Origin of the sequence: Micromonospora sp. NPDC005171 (genome assembly GCF_040608575.1) — a bacterium.
In the GTDB taxonomy this organism is placed as follows: Bacteria; Actinomycetota; Actinomycetes; order Mycobacteriales; family Micromonosporaceae; genus Micromonospora.
Window position 1 is genome coordinate 1 of sequence record NZ_JBEXIM010000001.1, and the last position, 16,723, is coordinate 16,723.

Annotated in this window: 11 protein-coding genes; 4 read left to right on the forward strand and 7 right to left on the reverse strand. The window is 71.4% G+C overall.

What is annotated here, in order from left to right:
• Nucleotides 1-629 (forward strand): DUF222 domain-containing protein (locus ABZU74_RS00005; RefSeq protein WP_355416287.1); only part of this gene is annotated, 629 nt, incomplete at its 5' end.
• Between the two features lie 347 nt (nucleotides 630-976).
• Here the strand turns inward: ABZU74_RS00005 and ABZU74_RS00010 are convergent.
• Nucleotides 977-1,774 (reverse strand): serine/threonine protein kinase, encoded by a 798-nt coding sequence (locus ABZU74_RS00010; protein WP_355416290.1) that lies wholly within the window; start codon nucleotides 1,772-1,774, stop codon nucleotides 977-979.
• Between the two features lie 171 nt (nucleotides 1,775-1,945).
• Between ABZU74_RS00010 and ABZU74_RS00015 the strand changes: the two genes are divergently transcribed.
• Both ABZU74_RS00015 and ABZU74_RS00020 read left to right on the forward strand, forming a co-directional pair.
• Nucleotides 1,946-5,023: a S8 family serine peptidase gene (locus ABZU74_RS00015; protein ID WP_355416293.1), complete on the forward strand. Its 3,078-nt coding sequence runs from the start codon at nucleotides 1,946-1,948 to the stop codon at nucleotides 5,021-5,023.
• Nucleotides 5,024-5,121: 98 nt separating this feature from the next.
• Nucleotides 5,122-7,632 (forward strand): AAA family ATPase, encoded by a 2,511-nt coding sequence (locus tag ABZU74_RS00020; RefSeq protein WP_355416296.1) that lies wholly within the window; start codon nucleotides 5,122-5,124, stop codon nucleotides 7,630-7,632.
• Nucleotides 7,633-7,744: 112 nt separating this feature from the next.
• On the opposite strand, the gene ABZU74_RS00025 is transcribed toward ABZU74_RS00020, so the two are convergent.
• From ABZU74_RS00025 to ABZU74_RS00050, 6 genes are all read right to left on the reverse strand, one after another.
• Nucleotides 7,745-8,143, reverse strand: coding sequence for a hypothetical protein (locus ABZU74_RS00025; RefSeq protein ID WP_355416299.1), 399 nt, complete (start codon nucleotides 8,141-8,143; stop codon nucleotides 7,745-7,747).
• 287 nt (nucleotides 8,144-8,430) lie between these two features.
• On the reverse strand, nucleotides 8,431-10,644 hold the full coding sequence (locus ABZU74_RS00030) for a glycoside hydrolase family 27 protein (RefSeq protein ID WP_355416302.1): 2,214 nt from the start codon (nucleotides 10,642-10,644) through the stop codon (nucleotides 8,431-8,433).
• A 46-nt stretch (nucleotides 10,645-10,690) separates the two neighbouring features.
• Nucleotides 10,691-12,778 carry an alpha-galactosidase gene (locus ABZU74_RS00035; protein ID WP_355416305.1) on the reverse strand — a complete coding sequence of 696 codons (2,088 nt, stop codon included), beginning with the start codon at nucleotides 12,776-12,778 and terminating at the stop codon, nucleotides 10,691-10,693.
• Nucleotides 12,775-13,596 (reverse strand): carbohydrate ABC transporter permease, encoded by an 822-nt coding sequence (locus tag ABZU74_RS00040; RefSeq protein ID WP_203147024.1) that lies wholly within the window; start codon nucleotides 13,594-13,596, stop codon nucleotides 12,775-12,777. Before ABZU74_RS00040 ends, ABZU74_RS00035 begins: the two co-directional genes overlap by 4 nt.
• Entirely contained in the window at nucleotides 13,593-14,513 is a 921-nt protein-coding gene (locus tag ABZU74_RS00045; protein WP_355416309.1) for a sugar ABC transporter permease, read from the reverse strand. The genes ABZU74_RS00040 and ABZU74_RS00045 overlap by 4 nt, the downstream gene beginning before the upstream one ends.
• Nucleotide 14,514: 1 nt before the next feature.
• Nucleotides 14,515-15,810, reverse strand: coding sequence for an extracellular solute-binding protein (locus tag ABZU74_RS00050; RefSeq protein ID WP_355416312.1), 1,296 nt, complete (start codon nucleotides 15,808-15,810; stop codon nucleotides 14,515-14,517).
• A gap of 160 nt (nucleotides 15,811-15,970) precedes the next feature.
• Between ABZU74_RS00050 and ABZU74_RS00055 the strand changes: the two genes are divergently transcribed.
• Nucleotides 15,971-16,717 (forward strand): SDR family oxidoreductase, encoded by a 747-nt coding sequence (locus ABZU74_RS00055; protein ID WP_355416315.1) that lies wholly within the window; start codon nucleotides 15,971-15,973, stop codon nucleotides 16,715-16,717.
• Nucleotides 16,718-16,723: the final 6 nt, after the last annotated feature.

Below are 16,723 nucleotides of genomic sequence, written 5' to 3' on the forward strand. Positions count from 1 at the left end.
CCGCCGGCCTGCTCCGCGCCGCCATCGACCCACTGACCACCCCGTCCGGGCCGGACGACTCCCGATCCCCCGGTCAACGCCGGCACGACGCCCTCCGCGACGTGTGCCGCCTCGCCCTGCGCACCGGCGAATTGCCCGAGCACGGCCGCGATTCCGCCCAGATCGTCGTCACCACCAGCTACGACGGGTTGACCCGACAACTGGGCAGCGGTGCCCTCGACACTGGCCTGCACCTCACGCCCGAGGCCGTGCGCCGGCTCGCCTGCGACGCCACCATCCTGCCCGCCGTCCTCGGCGGCACCGGCCAAGTCCTCGACGTCGGCCGACAACGCCGCCTCATCACCGGGCCCCTCCGACGCGCCCTGGTGCTGCGGGACCGTGGGTGCGCCTTCCCAGGCTGCGACCGACCACCGCGCTGGTGCCACGCCCACCACATCCACCACTGGGCCGACGGCGGCACCACCAACCTGACAAACGCCGTCCTGCTCTGCGGCCACCACCACCGACACCTGCACCACAGCGACTGGACCGTCCGACTCGGCGACGACGGCCACCCGCAATTCATCCCACCCGCCTGGCTCGATCCCGAACAGGTCCCCCGCCGAAACCACTACCACCGACGAACGTAAGAGCAGCCAGCCGACCGGCCGGCCGGGCAACCAATCCGCACGTGGTTCGGGGCAAGGGGAACTTCCTCCCCGGTGGCTGGGCCCTGGGCTGGTACTGCGTTTCGCCCGCCCGGCGACACGCAGGCGCCGCTCCGTCATCTGCGCGACGACGCGGACGCACGCTTCGCCTGCTCAACGACGGGCGCCGCTCCGCTTGCTCGACGAGGCACGCGCGACCCTCAGGTACTCGACGACGCACGCACGCCCCGGGGCTCGGCGACGCGGCATAGTGCCAGCCGCACGCCCGCATAACTCCGACGAAAACTGCCCGCCTGGCCCACGTCTGCGAGGACGCGCCACTGCCCGGTTCAGGGTGTCGCCAGCCGCCAGGCGCGGACCAGCGCTGGCACGTCGGCGTACCGGGCGGCCGGCGGCTGCCTCGTCGCTCGTTCCACGACCCGACGCTGGTCGTCGTTTCCCCGCCAAGCCTGTGGTGAGTTCCGCCGGTCGTCCGGAGAACCCCGCCGGCTCGCCGGTGAGTCGAGTAGGTGGTGCAGGGTGCGGCCGAGATTGTGCACGGTGGTCCGCTCGTCGATGACGGCACCGCGGGCGAACTCCTCCGGTGCCATGTAGCGGCGTGAACCTGGCAGCCGATCCGCCGCAGGCACGAACGGACCGCGCCGGTACTCGTCGAGATCAATCAGTCGCATCCGGCTGGCGGCGAAGTCGTACAGGAAGCAGCCGTCGTAGAGGTCGACCGCGACCAGGCCGGCGGCGCTGACAGCCAGGTGGGCGTCGAGGATCGCGTCGAGCGCCACCTCGACCTGCGGGACCGGCAGGCGCTGGAATCGGCTCAGCGCGCCGCGGTCCGCGCCGTGGACAGTGGCCTGGTTCAGGACGCTGCCGTCGTACCAGGGGTAGACGAGGGTTGGACCAGCCGCGCCGTGGAGCGTCCACCTGGGACGGACGATCGCCGGATGGCGGACTGCCGCGTGCACCGCGCAGGCCCGGTCGAGGGATGCTCGGCCCTCGACGGTGGTGGCGGTCTTGACCAGCCAGCGGCGGCCCGCCTCCTCGACCCCGTAGGACAGGCATCCGGAGCCCTGGGCGTCGAAGACCACGAAGGCCGACTCGACCGGCGGCACGGGAATCCGACCAATTGGCATGGATCCCCCATGTCGACGTCCTGAAATGACGCGTAAAGTACCCGTTGTGTTACGAGCTTGTTTCCAAGATGACAGCCAGGTTACGGGTGCTTCTCGAAGATCGGTACCGATCCTAGGTTTCGGCCACCGTCATCAGTCGTGGCGGCCGGCACCGAACGTGGAGGCAACAACGTGCCACAACCGAACGCAGATCGGACCGGACGGGCCAGGTACGGGGTCAGCATGCTGGCCGCCGTGGCGCTGACCGCGGCCGGCCTGACCAGCCTGCCCGCCAGCGCCAGCGCCGCGCCGGCCAGCAGTGGACCGACCGCCCGCTACCTCGTCCAGCTCGCCGAGGAGCCGCTTGCCACCTACAGCGGCGGAGTTCCCGGGATCGCGGCGACCAAGCCGGCCGACGGGGCCAAGCTGAACCGCACGTCGGGGAACGCCAACGCGTACCGGGATCACCTGCGCCAGCAGCGCAAGTCGGTGCTGGACCACGTCGGTGTGCCGGCCGAGCGCACCCGCGTCACCATGGAGACCGCGTTCAACGGCTTCGCCGCCGACCTGACCGGCCCGCAGGCCGCCCGGCTGCGCGCCACCAACGGTGTCCGAGCGGTGTACGAGAGCCAGAAGGTGCACGCCACCACCTCACACACCCCCGACTACCTGGGCCTGACCGGCAAGGGTGGGGTGTGGAAGAAGGAGTTCGGTGGTGACTCCCACGCGGGTGAGGGCGTGATCATCGGGGTCATCGACAGCGGCTACTGGCCGGAGAGCGCGAGCTTCGCGCCGCTGCCCAGTCCCCGCCCCGACCAGGCCATCATCGACGCCAAGTGGAGGGGCACCTGCGACGTCGGCGTCGAAGCGCCGGTCAGCTGCAACAACAAGGTGATCGGGGCGCGCTGGTACAACGACAGCGGCATCGCCGAGGCGTTCCCGGACGACTACTCCTCGCCGCGCGACCGTAACGGCCACGGCACCCACACCGCCAGCACCGCCGCCGGCATCCACGGCGTTCAGGCGACGTCGGGCACCCAGGACCTGGGCATGATCTCCGGCATGGCGCCGGCCGCGCGGTTGGCGATCTACAAGGCGCTGTACGACAACGGTGCGGGCGGAGCGACCGGCACCGACATCGACATCGTGCACGCCATCGACGACGCGGTCGCGGACGGCGTCGACGTGATCAACTACTCGATCGGGGACGACACCGAGCAGTTCGGGGCGGTCGACGCGACGTTCTTCAACGCGGCCGCCGCCGGGGTGTTCGTCGCCGCCGCCGCCGGAAACTCCGGCCCGTTCGCCAACACCGTCGACAACTCGACGCCCTGGCTGACCACTGTGGCCGCGAGCACTACCGACCGGCAGCACACCCGGAAGCTCACCCTCGGAAACGGCACCACGATCGCCGGTGTGGGCATGGGTGAAACCGGTGTCGGGCCGGCCCGACTGGTCTTCGCGAAGGACAGCGCAATCGACCCGGACGGCGCGTACGGTGCCGGTCTCTGCGCCGACGACACGTTGGACCCGGCCAAGGTCAAGGGCGCGATCGTGCTCTGCCTGCGCGGCGAGATCCCGCGTACCGACAAGAGCATCGAGGTGGCACGGGCCGGCGGGGTCGGCATGGTGCTGTACAACGAGGAGCTGAACTCCCTGAACGCCGACGTGCAGACCGTGCCGACCGTGCACATCAACGAGGTCGACCTGGCCACGGTCACCGCGTACGTCGCCAAGGGCAACGCCACGGCGACCATCTCGCCGAGCAAGCTGGAGACGGTCGAGGCGCCCGCGGTCGCCGCGTTCTCCTCTGCAGGCCCGTCGAACCTGAACGCCGGTGAGCTGCTCAAGCCGGACATCAGCGCGCCCGGCCAGGACATCGTCGCCGCGTTCTCCCCGTCCATCGGCGGCAACGACTTCGCCCTGGAGTCGGGCACCTCGATGGCCGCGCCGCACATCGCCGGAATCGCCGCCCTGCTGCTGGCCAAGCACCCCGGCTGGTCGCCGGCGGCGGTCCGCTCGGCGCTGATGACCAGCGCGGTGGACAAGACCGACAAGGGCAACCCCATCAAGATCGGCACGTACGACGCGACTCCGCTCAACTACGGCGCCGGCCAGGTCGAGCCGGGCAGCGCCTTCGACCCGGGCCTGGTCTACGACTCCGACCAGCAGGACTGGATCCAGTACCTGTGCGGGGTGTCCGCCGACCGTGGCGGCGACTACGGGCTCGGCGACCTGGACGGCTGCGACACGATCGGCGCGATCGACACGGCGCAGCTCAACTACCCGTCCATCTCGCTGGGCCGGATGGTGGGCAAGCAGACCGTGACCCGTACGGTCACCAACGTCAGCGACAAGACCAGCACCTACTCCTCGTCGGTGCAGGCCCCGCCGGGTTACCAGGTCACTGTCACCCCGAAGAAGATGCAGATCCGCCCGGGCAGGAGCGCCCGCTTCACCGTTGAGGTCACCAACACCGGTGGCGCGTTCGACACCTGGGCCGACGGTGCGTTGACCTGGCGCGACGAGCACAAGCACGCGGTACGCAGCCCACTGGTCGTGCACAACTCCGGGTTGGTGGCCCCCGACGCGATCACCGGCAAGGGCACCTTCGGCAGCGTCCGGATCGCCGCCGAGGTCGGCTACCAGGGTCAGCTGATCTCCCAGCTCTCCGGGCTGACCTCGGGCACCAGCAACGTGGTCACCCTGAAGGGCGACGGACCGAGCTGGGACTGGAGCACGTCGAACAACCTGCCGGTGCCGCTGCCCGCGTCGATCAGCAGGACCACCCTGCACGTGCCGGCCGGGACCCGCAGCCCACTCGTCCAGGTGACGTCAGAGCGGCCCACCTGCTCCCACATCGACTGGGACGACGAGGAGGGGGTGATGGAGTGCACCGAGTTCAGCCTCAACGTCTATGACAAGTCCGGGAAGTTCGTCACCGCAACGGCCAGCGGCCGGGACGGCGCCAAGGTGACCCTGCCCGAGGGCGCCGGGGACTACATCGTGGTCGTCGAGCAGGAGTTCACCGAGAACATCAAGGACGGCGCGAACACGTACACGGTGACCAGTTACCTGCCGGGCGCGCCGGGCACCTCCACCGGCCGGTTCACCATCGACCCGAAGCAGCGCAGCGTGCAGCCGGGCACGACGGCGAACCTGACCCTGCGCTGGTCCGGTCTCGCCCCGGGCCAGCGCTACCTCGGGGTGCTGGAGTTCCGCAACGGTGACGGCTCGCTGAAGACCGTGCCGGTCACCGTCCAGTCCTGACCCGCTCCCCCGACCCGGCGGATCGGCGTGTGACCCAGGTCACCGCCGGTCCGCCGGCTGGCCGGCAGGAACCGCGGAGGTGATCTGCTCGGCCCACGGTGATCGACGGCGGCGAGGACAAGACGCGGGGCGGCGGGGGCCCAACTCCCGTCCGCCCCGAACGTCTGCGCGGGCCCGTCGAGTTCGTCGGCCGAGCGGCGGAGTTGGCCCAGTTGCGCCGGCTCGTCGCAACCCCGCCCTGCCTGATCCTGCTGGAGGGCGAGCCGGGGATCGGCAAGAGTCGGCTCGTCGCCGAACTGCTCGCCGAACTCCCCGGGCGGCACCTCGTCGGCGAGTGCGACGACGTGCCCGAGCCCTTCCCGCTCGGCGTGCTGCTGGACGCGATCCGCTGTGGCGCCGACCAACTCGGTCCGCTCAGCCCGGTGGCCGGCGCCCTCGCGCCACTGGTGCCCGAACTGGCCGACGTACTGCCGGACGCGCCGCCCCCGTTGGCCGACCCGGCGGCCGAGCGACATCGCCTGCTCCGCGCCGTCGCGGCGGTGCTCGCCGCGCTGAGCCCCGCCACACTGCTGCTGGAGGATCTCCACTGGGCGGACCCGGCGACCTGCGAACTCCTCGGCTACCTGAGCACCCACCCGGTGGAGGGGCTGGCCGTGGTGATGACAGCTCGTACGGCGACACCGGGGAGCAGTACGCCCATCCACGACGCCCTGGCGCGGACCCCTCCGTGGAGCGTCACGCGCATCCCGCTCAGCCCGCTGGACGCCGATGACGTACGCCGGCTGGCGGCCCGCACCCTGCGCCTCGATGATCCACCGCAGCAGCTGACCGCCACCCTGCTCGACCGCACCGCCGGCATCCCGTTCGTGGTCGAGGAGGTGCTGCGGACGCTCGCCGAGCGGGGCGGCGACCCGTTGGCCGACGACAGTGTCCCGTTCGTCCTCCGTGACGTGCTGCTCTGGCGGTTGCGCCCGCTCGACGAGGCCACCCGGGAGGTGCTCGGCGCGGCAGCCGTACTGGGGATGACGCCCGATCAGCGCATCCTCGCCTCGGTGCTCAGCCTGGACCGGGTCGCGATCGGCGCGGCGTTGACCGCGGCGCACCGGGCGGGCCTGCTGCACGACTCCGGCGACGGCCTGCGGTTCCGTCACGACCTGGCCCGACAGGTGGTGTACGACCTGGTACCCCGGGAGAGCCGGGAGTGGCTGCACCTGCGGGTGGCACGGGTGTTGGAGCAGGAGTTGCCGAGGCCGGTGGCCCAACTGGCGCACCACTACCGTCGGGCCGGCAGCGGGGCCGACTTCGTCCGCAACGCCGAGGCGGCCGCCGACCTGGCCACCGAGCGCGGCGACGACGCGACCGCGGCCAGCTTCCTGCTCCAGACGATGGACATCGCCGAGCTGCCCCGACCGGTACGGGTTCGGCTCGCCGCCAAGCTGGGCCGGTCGGCCATCGACGGGCTCAGCCAGGCCGAGGCGATCCCGGTGCTGGAACGGCTCCTCGCCGACCGACGGCTGCCGCCGGGTGCCCGAGGTGAGCTGGGTCTGGTGCTCGGTCGGATGCTGCGTCAGCAGGGCGAGGCGCTGCGCGGGTACACCGAGATCGAGCGTGCCGTGTCGTACCTGCGAGCGCCGCGCCGCAAGGCCCCGGCGCTCGCCGTGCTGGCGGCCCCCGACACCGTCGTCGGCCGGCACGTCGACGACCACCTGGCCCGGTGCGCGGAGGCGGAGAGCGCCGCGGCGGCCAGCGGGGATCCGGCGGCGCACCTCGCGGTCCGCATCGCCCGAGCCTCGCTCCTGCTGGAGCTGGGCGACTCCGCGGCCTGGGCGATCATCAAGGAGCTGCGCGCGTCCGCCGAGTTGGCCGACCGGCCCCGCGAGCACGCGCGGGCCTGCCTGAACTGGGCGCAGGGCGCGCTGCACGCCGGTCACCCGGAGCAGGCCGAAGCGCTGCTGGCGGCCGGTCGGGCGCTTGTCGACGAGACCGGGTACGAGCGGCTGACGTCCCTGGTGGAGGCGACCGAACTGTCATTGGACCGGGCCGCCGGCCGGCTGGACGGTCTCGCCGAACGGCTCCGTCGGCTGGTCGCCAGCGCCGAGCGGATGCCGGTCACCCTGCTGGACGCGCGGGCCGAACTGGCCACCGTGCTGGCGCTCACCGCCACCGCCGAACGAGCTGGCAGCGCCGGGGAACACGACAGCCCCATCAGCCGCACCGACGGATGCGCCGAGCTTGGCGACAGCAACAGAGGCCGCGACGAGGTGGAGTCGGCCGAGCGGGCGCTGCGCGAGGTGGTCGCCGACGCCCGGCGGGTTGGCGCGATCTGGCCGCTGGTGCAGGCACTCTCGGCGCTGGCCCGACTGACGGTGGCCGGGCGACCGGACGAGGCGGTCCGGCACGCGGCGGAGGCGCTGTCGGTGGTACGCGGAAAGGGCATCCTGGCGTGGGCCGCCGACGCGGTGCTGGTGCTGGCCGAGGCCGCAGCCGCGCAGGGTGAACCGGCGCGGGCCGCGACGGCCGTCGCCGAACTGGAAGTCGGGATCGCCGGCCGTGACACGCCCCTCGCCCGGGCCGCCCTGCGCCGATGCCGCGACCTCGTCCCGGCCTGAACCGGCCGAACGGACGGCGCGGGTGGAGGGCCGCCCGGTCCGTCTCCAGAGGTCTGTGGCATTACCGGCTCGGTCGCCGCGCCGGTGCCGCGCAACAGCGGCCCGCCCGGTGTCAGCGGACGATCCGCACCACCTGTTCGGTCTGCGCGAATTCGCAGTTTGCCCCCGGACAGGCGGAGATCGACGCCAGCAGCAACGCCTCGCCGGTGCGGAACGGAACCCCTGCGACATCGGCCGGGAAGAACGCCGACAACGGCTGTGTCTGACCGGTACAGGTCCAGGAAGGGTACTGCGGTTCGGACGCGTAGGCGATGCGGTTCCCGACCGCCTGGGTGATCCTGGCACGCACCTCGCCGTAGGCGCCCTCGTCACAGGTCACCACGTAGTCCAGGCGCACACCGGCGCCCTTGGCCACCAGGGTCACCGAGCTGATCTGGAGGGTGGGGGTGGCGGCGGCCGCCGGAGCGGCGCCAACGAGCACGAGCATCGGCAGCACGAGGGCCAGGGTCATCGCGGTCAAACGGCGGGTGCGTGGCATCGGACGGGCTCCGTCTCCGGTGGCCCCACCCGCCCGAGGTGGACAGAGGACGACCGCCTCACATCATCGACCTCCGTCGCTGGCTCAGTCAACGCCCCAGGCGCGCTGACCTCGACCCTTCCGGTCGCGGGCCCGCCAGCCCTCCCGGCGGTGGGGCAGGGGAAACCGAGGTGGCGGGGCAGGGGAAACCTTGGCGGGGCAGGGGAAACCGAGGTGGCGGGCCGCCGGCGCAACCTGGCCGGCGGCCCGCCACCGGCGGATCAGAGAACGACCTGGTGCACCCGGTCGTCCACGCCGCGTACCGCCAGCCAGGCGCTGCCGTTGGCACCGGCGGCGGCGCCGGGCGCACCCCGGAACGCGTCGGTGGCGAACTCACCGCGTCGGAACCAGCCGCCCCAGGCGCCGTCGGCCAGGTTGCGCTGCCAGAGCCGGTTGTCGGCGGCCAGCGCGAACAGGTAGACCCGGCCGGAGGTGGCGAGCAGGGTAGGGCTGCCGCTGGTGGTGCCGCCCAGGTTGGTCCAGGCCGACCAGGTGGTGCCGGTCCGGCTGCTCCACCACACCTCGTCGGTGCGGCTGCGGACCGCGACGTGCAACACGCCGGCGTCGTCGACGACAGCGCTCGGCCGACCGTAGAACGGCCGGTCGTCGGGCGCCCCGACGCCGGTCCAGGCGCCGCTCGGCGTACGCGACCAGAGCTTGCCGTCGGCGCCGCGGGCGACGAGCGTCCACTGGGTCGGGCTGGTCCAGGCCACAGTGGGCGCGTCGGTCAGCGTGCCGCCGAGGCTGCGCCACGGACCCCACTTACCGGCGACGTAACTGCGCTGCCAGGCGGCGTTGTCGGTGCCGCGGACGAAGACGTCGAGCCGCCCGTCGGCGGAGCCGTACGCTGCCGGCTGGCCGAGGATCCGGCCGCCGACCGGGCCGCCGAGGGAGGTCCACCGACTTCCCCAGGTCGTACCGGAGCGGGTGTTGACCGCCAGGGCGCCCTGCGCGTCGCGGACGAAGGCGGTGGCGTGGGTGTCGTCCACCCGGACCAGCGCCGGGCTGGCGCTGGCGGTGCCACCGAGGTCGGCGCCGGCGACCTGGTCGGTGCCGGTCAGCCCGAGCATGGCCACCCCGTGCGCCGGCACCTCGACAGTGTACGAGCCGGTGAACGGCTGTGCGCCAGGAGTGCCCGGCTGGGCGTCCACGGTGGAGCGGGACCACAGGTCACGGACCTGAACCGATCCGCCGAGGGCGACGTCGGCGAAGTTCACAGTGATCTGCTGGGCGGTGTCGTGCCGGTTGAGCAGCGCGACGGCCCGCTTGCCGGAGCCGGTGAGCACCTTGCTCCAGACCTGCGCGTCGGTGCCGGTGTCGGCGACCTTGACGCCCTGCCGGACCAGCGGGTCCTGGTCCACCGCGATGATCTCCGGGTTGGTCAGCGCCGAGATCATCTCCTGCGGCAGGCCGCGCGGGTCCGAGCCGATCACCAACGGCGCGGCCATGATGGCCCACATGCCGAGCTGCGTCTTGGACTCCTCCAGGCTCAACTCGTACCCGCCGTTGGGCAGCGGACGCATCGGCAGCAGGTAGTCCGGGTCGTTGTAGTGCCCGGGCCCGGTGGCCGCCGGGTGGTACGCGTTGACGTCCATGTTGCGCAGCACCCACGGGTACGCCCACTGCGGGGTCGGGTCGGTGAGCCCCACGTCGGTGTAGGTCCGCCAGGAGTCGGCGATGGTGGGCGCGTACGTGTAGCTCCAGGTGGAAAGCTGCTCGGGGGTGTACGGCCCGCCGCCCCAGTCCGAGCTGACCGGGTTGCAGATGTTGAGCAGCATCGGTCGGGGTGACTGGCGTACCGCCTCGGCCAACTGCCGGAAGGTGGTCTCCGGGTCGAGGCCAGCGGCACGGCCGCAGAGCCAGTCGGCCTTGAGCGCGTCGAAGCCCCAGCCGGCGAACTGGGCGATGTCCGCCTGGTAGTGGCCGTTGCTGCCGAGCCCGCACTGCCCCGGAATGTACGGTCCGGCGTCGGTGTAGATGCCGGCCTTCATCCCCTTGCTGTGGATGTACGCGGCCAACGCCGCCATTCCGCCGGGGAAGCGCGCCGGGTCGGCGACGAGATTGCCGGCCTCGTTACGCGGGGTGGGCGCGGCCCAGTTGCCGTCGATCCAGACGTAGGTGTAGCCGGCGTCGCGTAGGCCACTGTTGACCATGTGGTCGGTGACCGACCGTACTTCGGCCTCGGTGGGATCGCCACCGAGGCCGAAGTAGGTGTTCCAGCCCTGGTAGGGCGTCGGGGCGAGGCCACTGTTGAAGAAGGTCGGCGCGCCCTGGTCCTCGGCGCCGGTGGCCGCCGGGGCGTGACCGGGGCGGCCGGGCCCGTGGCCGGCAGGCGGTGGGTCGGAATGGGGTGGGCCGGCCATGGCCGGCAGCGGGCTGGCCAGGACCAGGCCGAGCACGGCCAGGGCCGCGGTCAGCGGTCGGTTCAGGCGCATGGAGGTACTCCTGTCCCTCGGGGGTGGGGGTGGTGGTGCTCCGAGCTCAGTCGCGGGTCAGCACGATGAGGTCGGCGTCGTGGGTCGCGCTCCACTGCACGGGCAGGCCGACGGTGGTGAGGTGGCTGCCGGAGTAGCGCCGGTCGCCGTGCGAGTAACGGGCCGCCGGGTCGAGGCCGCGCAGGGGGAGCCGGACCGGGCGGGACGGGACCAGCCCGGCGCCGTCGAGTCGGCCGGTGTGCCAGGCCAGGACGACCACTCGGCTGTCGTCCGGCGCGGTGTACTGCACCGCGCAGCGGGCCTGGTCGGGGCCACCGACCAGGTGCACCTCGCCGGTCGTGACGACGTCCCGGATCTCCTTGTAGCGGGCGATCCAACCGGTGGCCTCGGCCCGCTCGGCGGGGGTCCAGGCCCGGATGTCCGCGCCGATGCCGAGCACACCGGCCATCGCGAGCACGAACCGGAACGCCAGCGTTCGGGGCCGGTTGTCGAACAGGCCGGGCGCGTCGGTGACCCAGGAGCTGAGCAGGTGCGGGGCGTTGGCGTGCAGGAAGCCGTACTGGATGGCCAGCCGGTCCAGTGGGCCGGTGTTGTCGCTGGGCCAGAACACGTCGGCGCGGGCGGCCATCGCCAGGTCGGTCCGCGCGCCGCCGCCGGCACACGCCTCGATCAGCACGCCGGGGTGATCGTGGCGCAGTCGCTCGTAGATCCGGTGCAGGTTGGTCACGTGCGCGCCGTCCAGGTCGAGCGGGCCCACCCCACCGGGTCGGCCCGGCTCGGTACGCGGCCGGTTGAAGTCCCACTTCAGGTAGTCGATGTCGTACCGGCGCAGCAGACCGTCGACTGTGGAGTGCACGAACTCGGCGACCTCCGGCCGACCCAGGTCGAGCAGGTACTGGTTGCGCACCGGGGTGAGCGGCCGACCGTCGACGGCGTAGACCCAGTCCGGGTGCTCGGCGTACAGGGAGGACTTCGGGTTGACGCACTCCGGCTCGACCCAGAGCCCGAAGTTCAGCCCGAGCGCGCGGACGTCGGCGATGAACGCGTCGAACCCGGCCGGGAACTTCGCCGGGTCGGGCGTCCAGTCGCCCAGCCCGGCGGTGTCGTCGTTGCGGCCCACGAACCAGCCGTCGTCCACGACGAACGTCTCCACGCCCAGCTCGGCGGCGATCCGGGCGAGCGCGAGCTGACTCTGCGCCTCGACGGCGAAGTAGGTCGCCTCCCAGGAGTTGTAGAGCACCGGACGCGGGGTGAGCCGGTCGGCGGCCAGCAACCGCTGGTGGGTGTGCCACACCCGGGCCAGCCCGTCCAGACCGTCCGGGCTGTACGCCCCGGTGGCCACCGGCAGGGTCAGCCGTTCGCCCGGTGCCAACTCCAGCGGGCCGTCGACCAGCTGACGGCCGACCCGGACCCGGGTCAGGCCCCCGGTGTCCCGCTCGGCGCTGATCTCCCACGAGCCGGTCCAGGCCAGTGCCATCCCCCAGGCCGAGCCGGCCGGCTCGGCGGCGTCCCGCACGGCCAGCCAGGGCACGTGCAGATGCCCGGGTACGCCCTGGGAGCTGCCGATGCTGAACGTGCCGTGACCCAGCTCGACGTGGGAGAGCTGGAACTCCTGCTCCCACTGCCCCCACTGGTGACTGAGCAGCGTGCCGTGCGGCGTCGGTACGCAGAACCCGCCCGATCCGGCCCGGACCACCCGCAGCGCGTCGGTGCCGTCGTTGGCCAGCTCGACCCACCGCTGCACCACGTCGGTGCCGACCGGCACCCGGTAGTGCACTGTGGCGCGCAGCCCGGTGACCGGGTCGGCGAACTCGACGGCCAGCTCCCGCTGGTCGGCGTCGACCCGCGCGTCGGTGTGCACGAAGCCCACCCGGCGCTGCCCGTTCGAGGTCTCGATCACCAGGTCGGCGCCGGTGAAGGGGCGGTCGGCGTCGGTGGCGTACTCGATGGGTGCGGCGTCCCCGCTGGTGAGGAACGGGACCGGGCCGTCGTAGGCGACCGGCGAGGGCCCGTCGGAGACGCCGTGCGGCCCCCACGCGACAAGTTCCAGCCAGCGGCCGTGCGGGGGCACCGTCACGGTGTACTCGGTGTGCGTGCCGCGCAGCGTCCAGCGCTGCCCGGTGCCGGCGGTCACTTGACCGCTCCGAGCGCAAGGCCGGAGACGAAGTGCCGTTGGAAGCGGAGGAACACCGCGACGGTGGGGACGGCCGCGATGACGGTGCCGGCGGCGATGACGTTCCAGGACGAGACGAACTGGCCCTGGAGGGCGAGCAGCGCCGGGGTGACCGGCATGTTGTCATCGGTACGCAGCACGGTGATCGCCCAGAGCAGGTCGTTGAAGATCCAGGTGAAGGAGAGCGCCCCGAGCGCGGCCAACGCGGGTCGGGTCAGCGGCAGCATCACCCGGGTGAAGATCTGCGCCGTGCCGGCGCCGTCGATGGTGGCCGCTTCCTGGATCTCGCCCGGCAGGTCCCGCATGAAGCCGTGCAGGACGAACGTGTAGAAGCCGAGCCCGAAGCCGACCTGCACCGCGATCAACGCCCAGAGCGTGTCGTACAGGCCGGTCAGCTCGCTGAACTTGGCCACCGGGATGAGCAGGATCTGCGGTGGAAGCAGGTTGCCGGCGAGCATCAGCAGCAGGATCGTCCGCCGCCCGGGGATCCGGAAGCGACTCAGCGCGAACGCGGCCATCGCCGCCAACGCCAGGCTCAGCAGCACCGACGGGACGGTGACCAGCATGCTGTTGATCAGCGCACGCAGCTCGCCGCCGTCGGTCCACGCCTGCCGGTAGGTGTCCAGTGTGAACGACCGGGGCAGGCTGCCCACCCCGTGCGCGGCGATGTCGTCGAACGACCGGGTGGACATCACCACCACCCACAGCACCGGACCCAGCCAGAGCAGCGAGAGCAGGATCATGCCGGTGTGGAAGGCCCCGGTACGGAGCTTGTTCATGACGCTTCCTCCCGGAACGCGCGGACCAGGTAGCCGAGGATGACGGCCAGCGCGAGCACGAAGATCACGACAGCGATCGCCGAGGCGTAGCCCAGCCGCAGGCTCTGGAACGCGGTCGAGTACATGTAGGTGCTGAGCAGCTCCGACGAGTGGTACGGCCCACCCTTGGTCAGCGACCAGACGATGTCGAACGAGCGCAGCGAGTCGATGACGATGACCGACAGCACCACCGCGTTGACCCCCTTGAGCTGGGGGATGGTGACGTGCCGCAGCCGCTGCCAGGAGTTCGCGCCGTCCATCCGGGCCGCCTCGTGCAGCGCCGGGTCGATTGCCTTCAGCCCGGCCAGGAACAACACCATCACGTACCCGATCTGCCGCCACAGCGCGGGCAGGATCACCGCGTACAGGGCGGTCTGCGGGTCGGCGAGCCAGGGCCGGATCAGCTGCTCCAGGCCGACCGCCCGCAGCAGCGTGTCGGCGATGCCGTCGGGCTGGTAGAAGACCCGCCAGACCAGCGCGGTCACCACAAGTGAGAACACCACAGGGGTGAACAGCGCGGCCCGGTAGAAGCCGACTCCGCGCCGCTCCTTCTGCAGGACGAGCGCCATCCCGAAGCCGCCCAGCACGGAGAGGCCGCCGAAGAGCACCAGCCAGATCACCGTGTTGAGCAGCGCACCCCGGAAGGTGGCGTCGCCGGCCAGCTCGACGTAGTTGTCGGTGCCGACGAAGGTCGGCGGTGTCATTCCGTCCCAGCGGGTCAGGGAGAACCAGAAACCCTGGATCGCCGGCCAGAAGACCCAGACGCTCTCGACCACGAACGGTACGAGGACGAACGCCACCAGCAGCGGCGACAGTCGAGCCGACCGTCGCCGCCGCCGGGTGGGGGTGACCGAAGTCGTGGAGATCGTTGCTGTCACGTCAGCCCTTGAAGACCTTCTCGGCGCCGGCCTGCCACTCCCGCAGGATCGCGTCGATCTGGTCCGGCTTGTCGATGAACTTGGTCAGCGCGGTGTCAGCGGTCGGCTGGAGCGCGTCGCTGGAGTCGCGGTTGAAGAACTGGGTCAGCTCCTTGGCCTCGTCGAGCATCGCCTTGCCCTTGGCCACCAGCGGCGAGTCGGACGCCTTGGCCTTGGGGTTGGCCGGCAGCACGATGCCGGAGCTGGCCTTGACGTACGCCTCCTGCGCCTCGACCCCGGCCAGGTAGCTGAGCAGGGCCTTGGTGCCGGTCGGGTTGGCGGTCTTGGCGCTGGCGAAGAAGCCGTCGGTCGGCGCCTCCTCGGCCAGCGGCACCGCCGGGTCGATAATCGGGAAGCGGAAGAAGTCCAGGTCACCGAGCGCGTCCTTGGGTGCCGCGTCGGCGAAGAACGTGCCGATCAGGAACATGCCGGTCTTGCCGGCCAGCAGCGCGGTGGTCGCTTCCTGGAACGGGTACGCCTTGCCCTTGGGGTCGAAGTAGGGCAGGGCCTCGCGCCAGCGGGTGAAGACCGCCTTGACCTTCGGGTCGTCGAAGCGCTGCTTGCCGGCGAGCAGCTCGCGGTGGAACGGCGCGCCGTTGATCCGGATGTTCAGGTAGTCGAACCAGGCCGAGGCCACCCACGGGGTGTCGCCGAGGCCGATGCCGATCGGCGGGATGCCCTTGCTCTTCAGCGTCTCGCAGAGCGCCAGGAACTCGGTCCAGGTCTTCGGCTCCTGCACGCCCCACTTGGCGAAGTTGGACTTGCGGTAGAAGAAGCCCCACCAGTAGTTGTTCATCGGCACGAAGATCTGCTTGCCGCTGGCGTCGGTGGAGAGGGTCCGCAGCGACTGGGGGTAGTCGTCCAGTGACTTCCACACCTCGGAGACGTCCAGCAGCAGGTTCTTGCTGGCGTAGTCGTTGGCGACCGAGCCCGCGTACCAGGTGTAGAGGTCCGGCGGGTTGGCCGAGGTCAGGTAGGTCGGCAGCTGGGTCCGGAAGGTCTCCGAGGCGATCGTGTTGAGGCTCGCCGTGCCCTTGCCCTGCGCGTTGAAGGTCTCGATCAGCTTCTCCATCGCCGCCTTGGCCTGCGGCGAGGAGAGGTTGGACTGGATGGTGACCGCGCCCGAGCCGTTGCTCGTCGTCGGGCCGCTGGCGGAGCTGGCGCACGCGCTGAGGAACGAGCTGGCGCCGAGCGCGCCCAGGCCGGCAAGCCCAAGGTGGCCAAGGAATCGCCGGCGACCGGGGTCGAAGTCGCTCACGGAGGTTATCCCTTCCTTTACGACACGTAGCGTCACCGCGCGATGTGTCGTCCATGTGAATGCTGTGACCAGAAGGTTGCATCGACCCTCGCCGGCTGTCAAGATATCTTCGTAATTAATGATTAGACGAGACCAAGGCGAGGGTCAGGTGGATCAGCCTATGCGCCGGCTTGAGGGCAAGAACGCGCTGGTCACCGGCGCGATGGGTGGGATCGGCGCGGCCACCGCCCGACGGCTCGCCGCCGAGGGTGCAGCTGTAGCGCTGCTCGACGTCCACGATCCGACGCCGCTGGCCGACGAGCTGACCGCCGTCGGCTACCGAGCACTGTCCGTAATGGGCAGTGTCAGCGAGGAGAGCGACTGGACGGCTGCGGTGTCGGCCGCACGAGCGAGCCTCGGCCCGATCGACATCCTGGTCAGCACCGCGTACGCCGTGCGGGTCGCTCCGGCCCACGAGACCAGCCGGCAGTCCTGGGACGACCAGCTCGGCGTCAGCCTCACCGGCTCGTTCCTCGGCGTCCGCGCCTGCCTGGACGACCTGCGGGCACGCTCGGGCGCGGTGGTGCTGATCTCCTCGGTGCACGCGCTGGTCGGGTTGCCCGGCCGGCCCGCGTACGCCGCGGCCAAGGGTGGCCTGGTCGCGCTCGGCCGGCAACTCGCCGTGGAGTACGGCCCGCAGGTCCGGGTCAACACCGTGCTGCCCGGGCCGATCCTCACCGCCGCCTGGGCCGACGTGTCCGAAGAGGACCGACAGCGCAGCGTCGCGGAGACCGTCGCGAAGCGATTCGGCACACCGGACGAGGTGGCAGCCACTGTCGCCTTCCTCGCCTCGTCGGACGCCGCCTACATCACCGGCGCGAGCCTCGTGGTGGACGGCGGCTGGACAGCGGTGAAAGCCTCGGCCTGAGAGATC

What these genes read in the sequence shown, in the direction of transcription:
- ABZU74_RS00025 (WP_355416299.1), bottom strand. Translation starts at nt 8,143, where the DNA reads ATGACCCTGGCCCTCGTGCTGCCGATGCTCGTGCTCGTTGGCGCCGCT.
- ABZU74_RS00010 (WP_355416290.1), bottom strand. Translation starts at nt 1,774, where the DNA reads ATGCCAATTGGTCGGATTCCCGTGCCGCCGGTCGAGTCGGCCTTCGTG.
- ABZU74_RS00040 (WP_203147024.1), bottom strand. Translation starts at nt 13,596, where the DNA reads ATGAACAAGCTCCGTACCGGGGCCTTCCACACCGGCATGATCCTGCTC.
- ABZU74_RS00030 (WP_355416302.1), bottom strand. Translation starts at nt 10,644, where the DNA reads ATGCGCCTGAACCGACCGCTGACCGCGGCCCTGGCCGTGCTCGGCCTG.
- ABZU74_RS00055 (WP_355416315.1), top strand. Translation starts at nt 15,971, where the DNA reads ATGCGCCGGCTTGAGGGCAAGAACGCGCTGGTCACCGGCGCGATGGGT.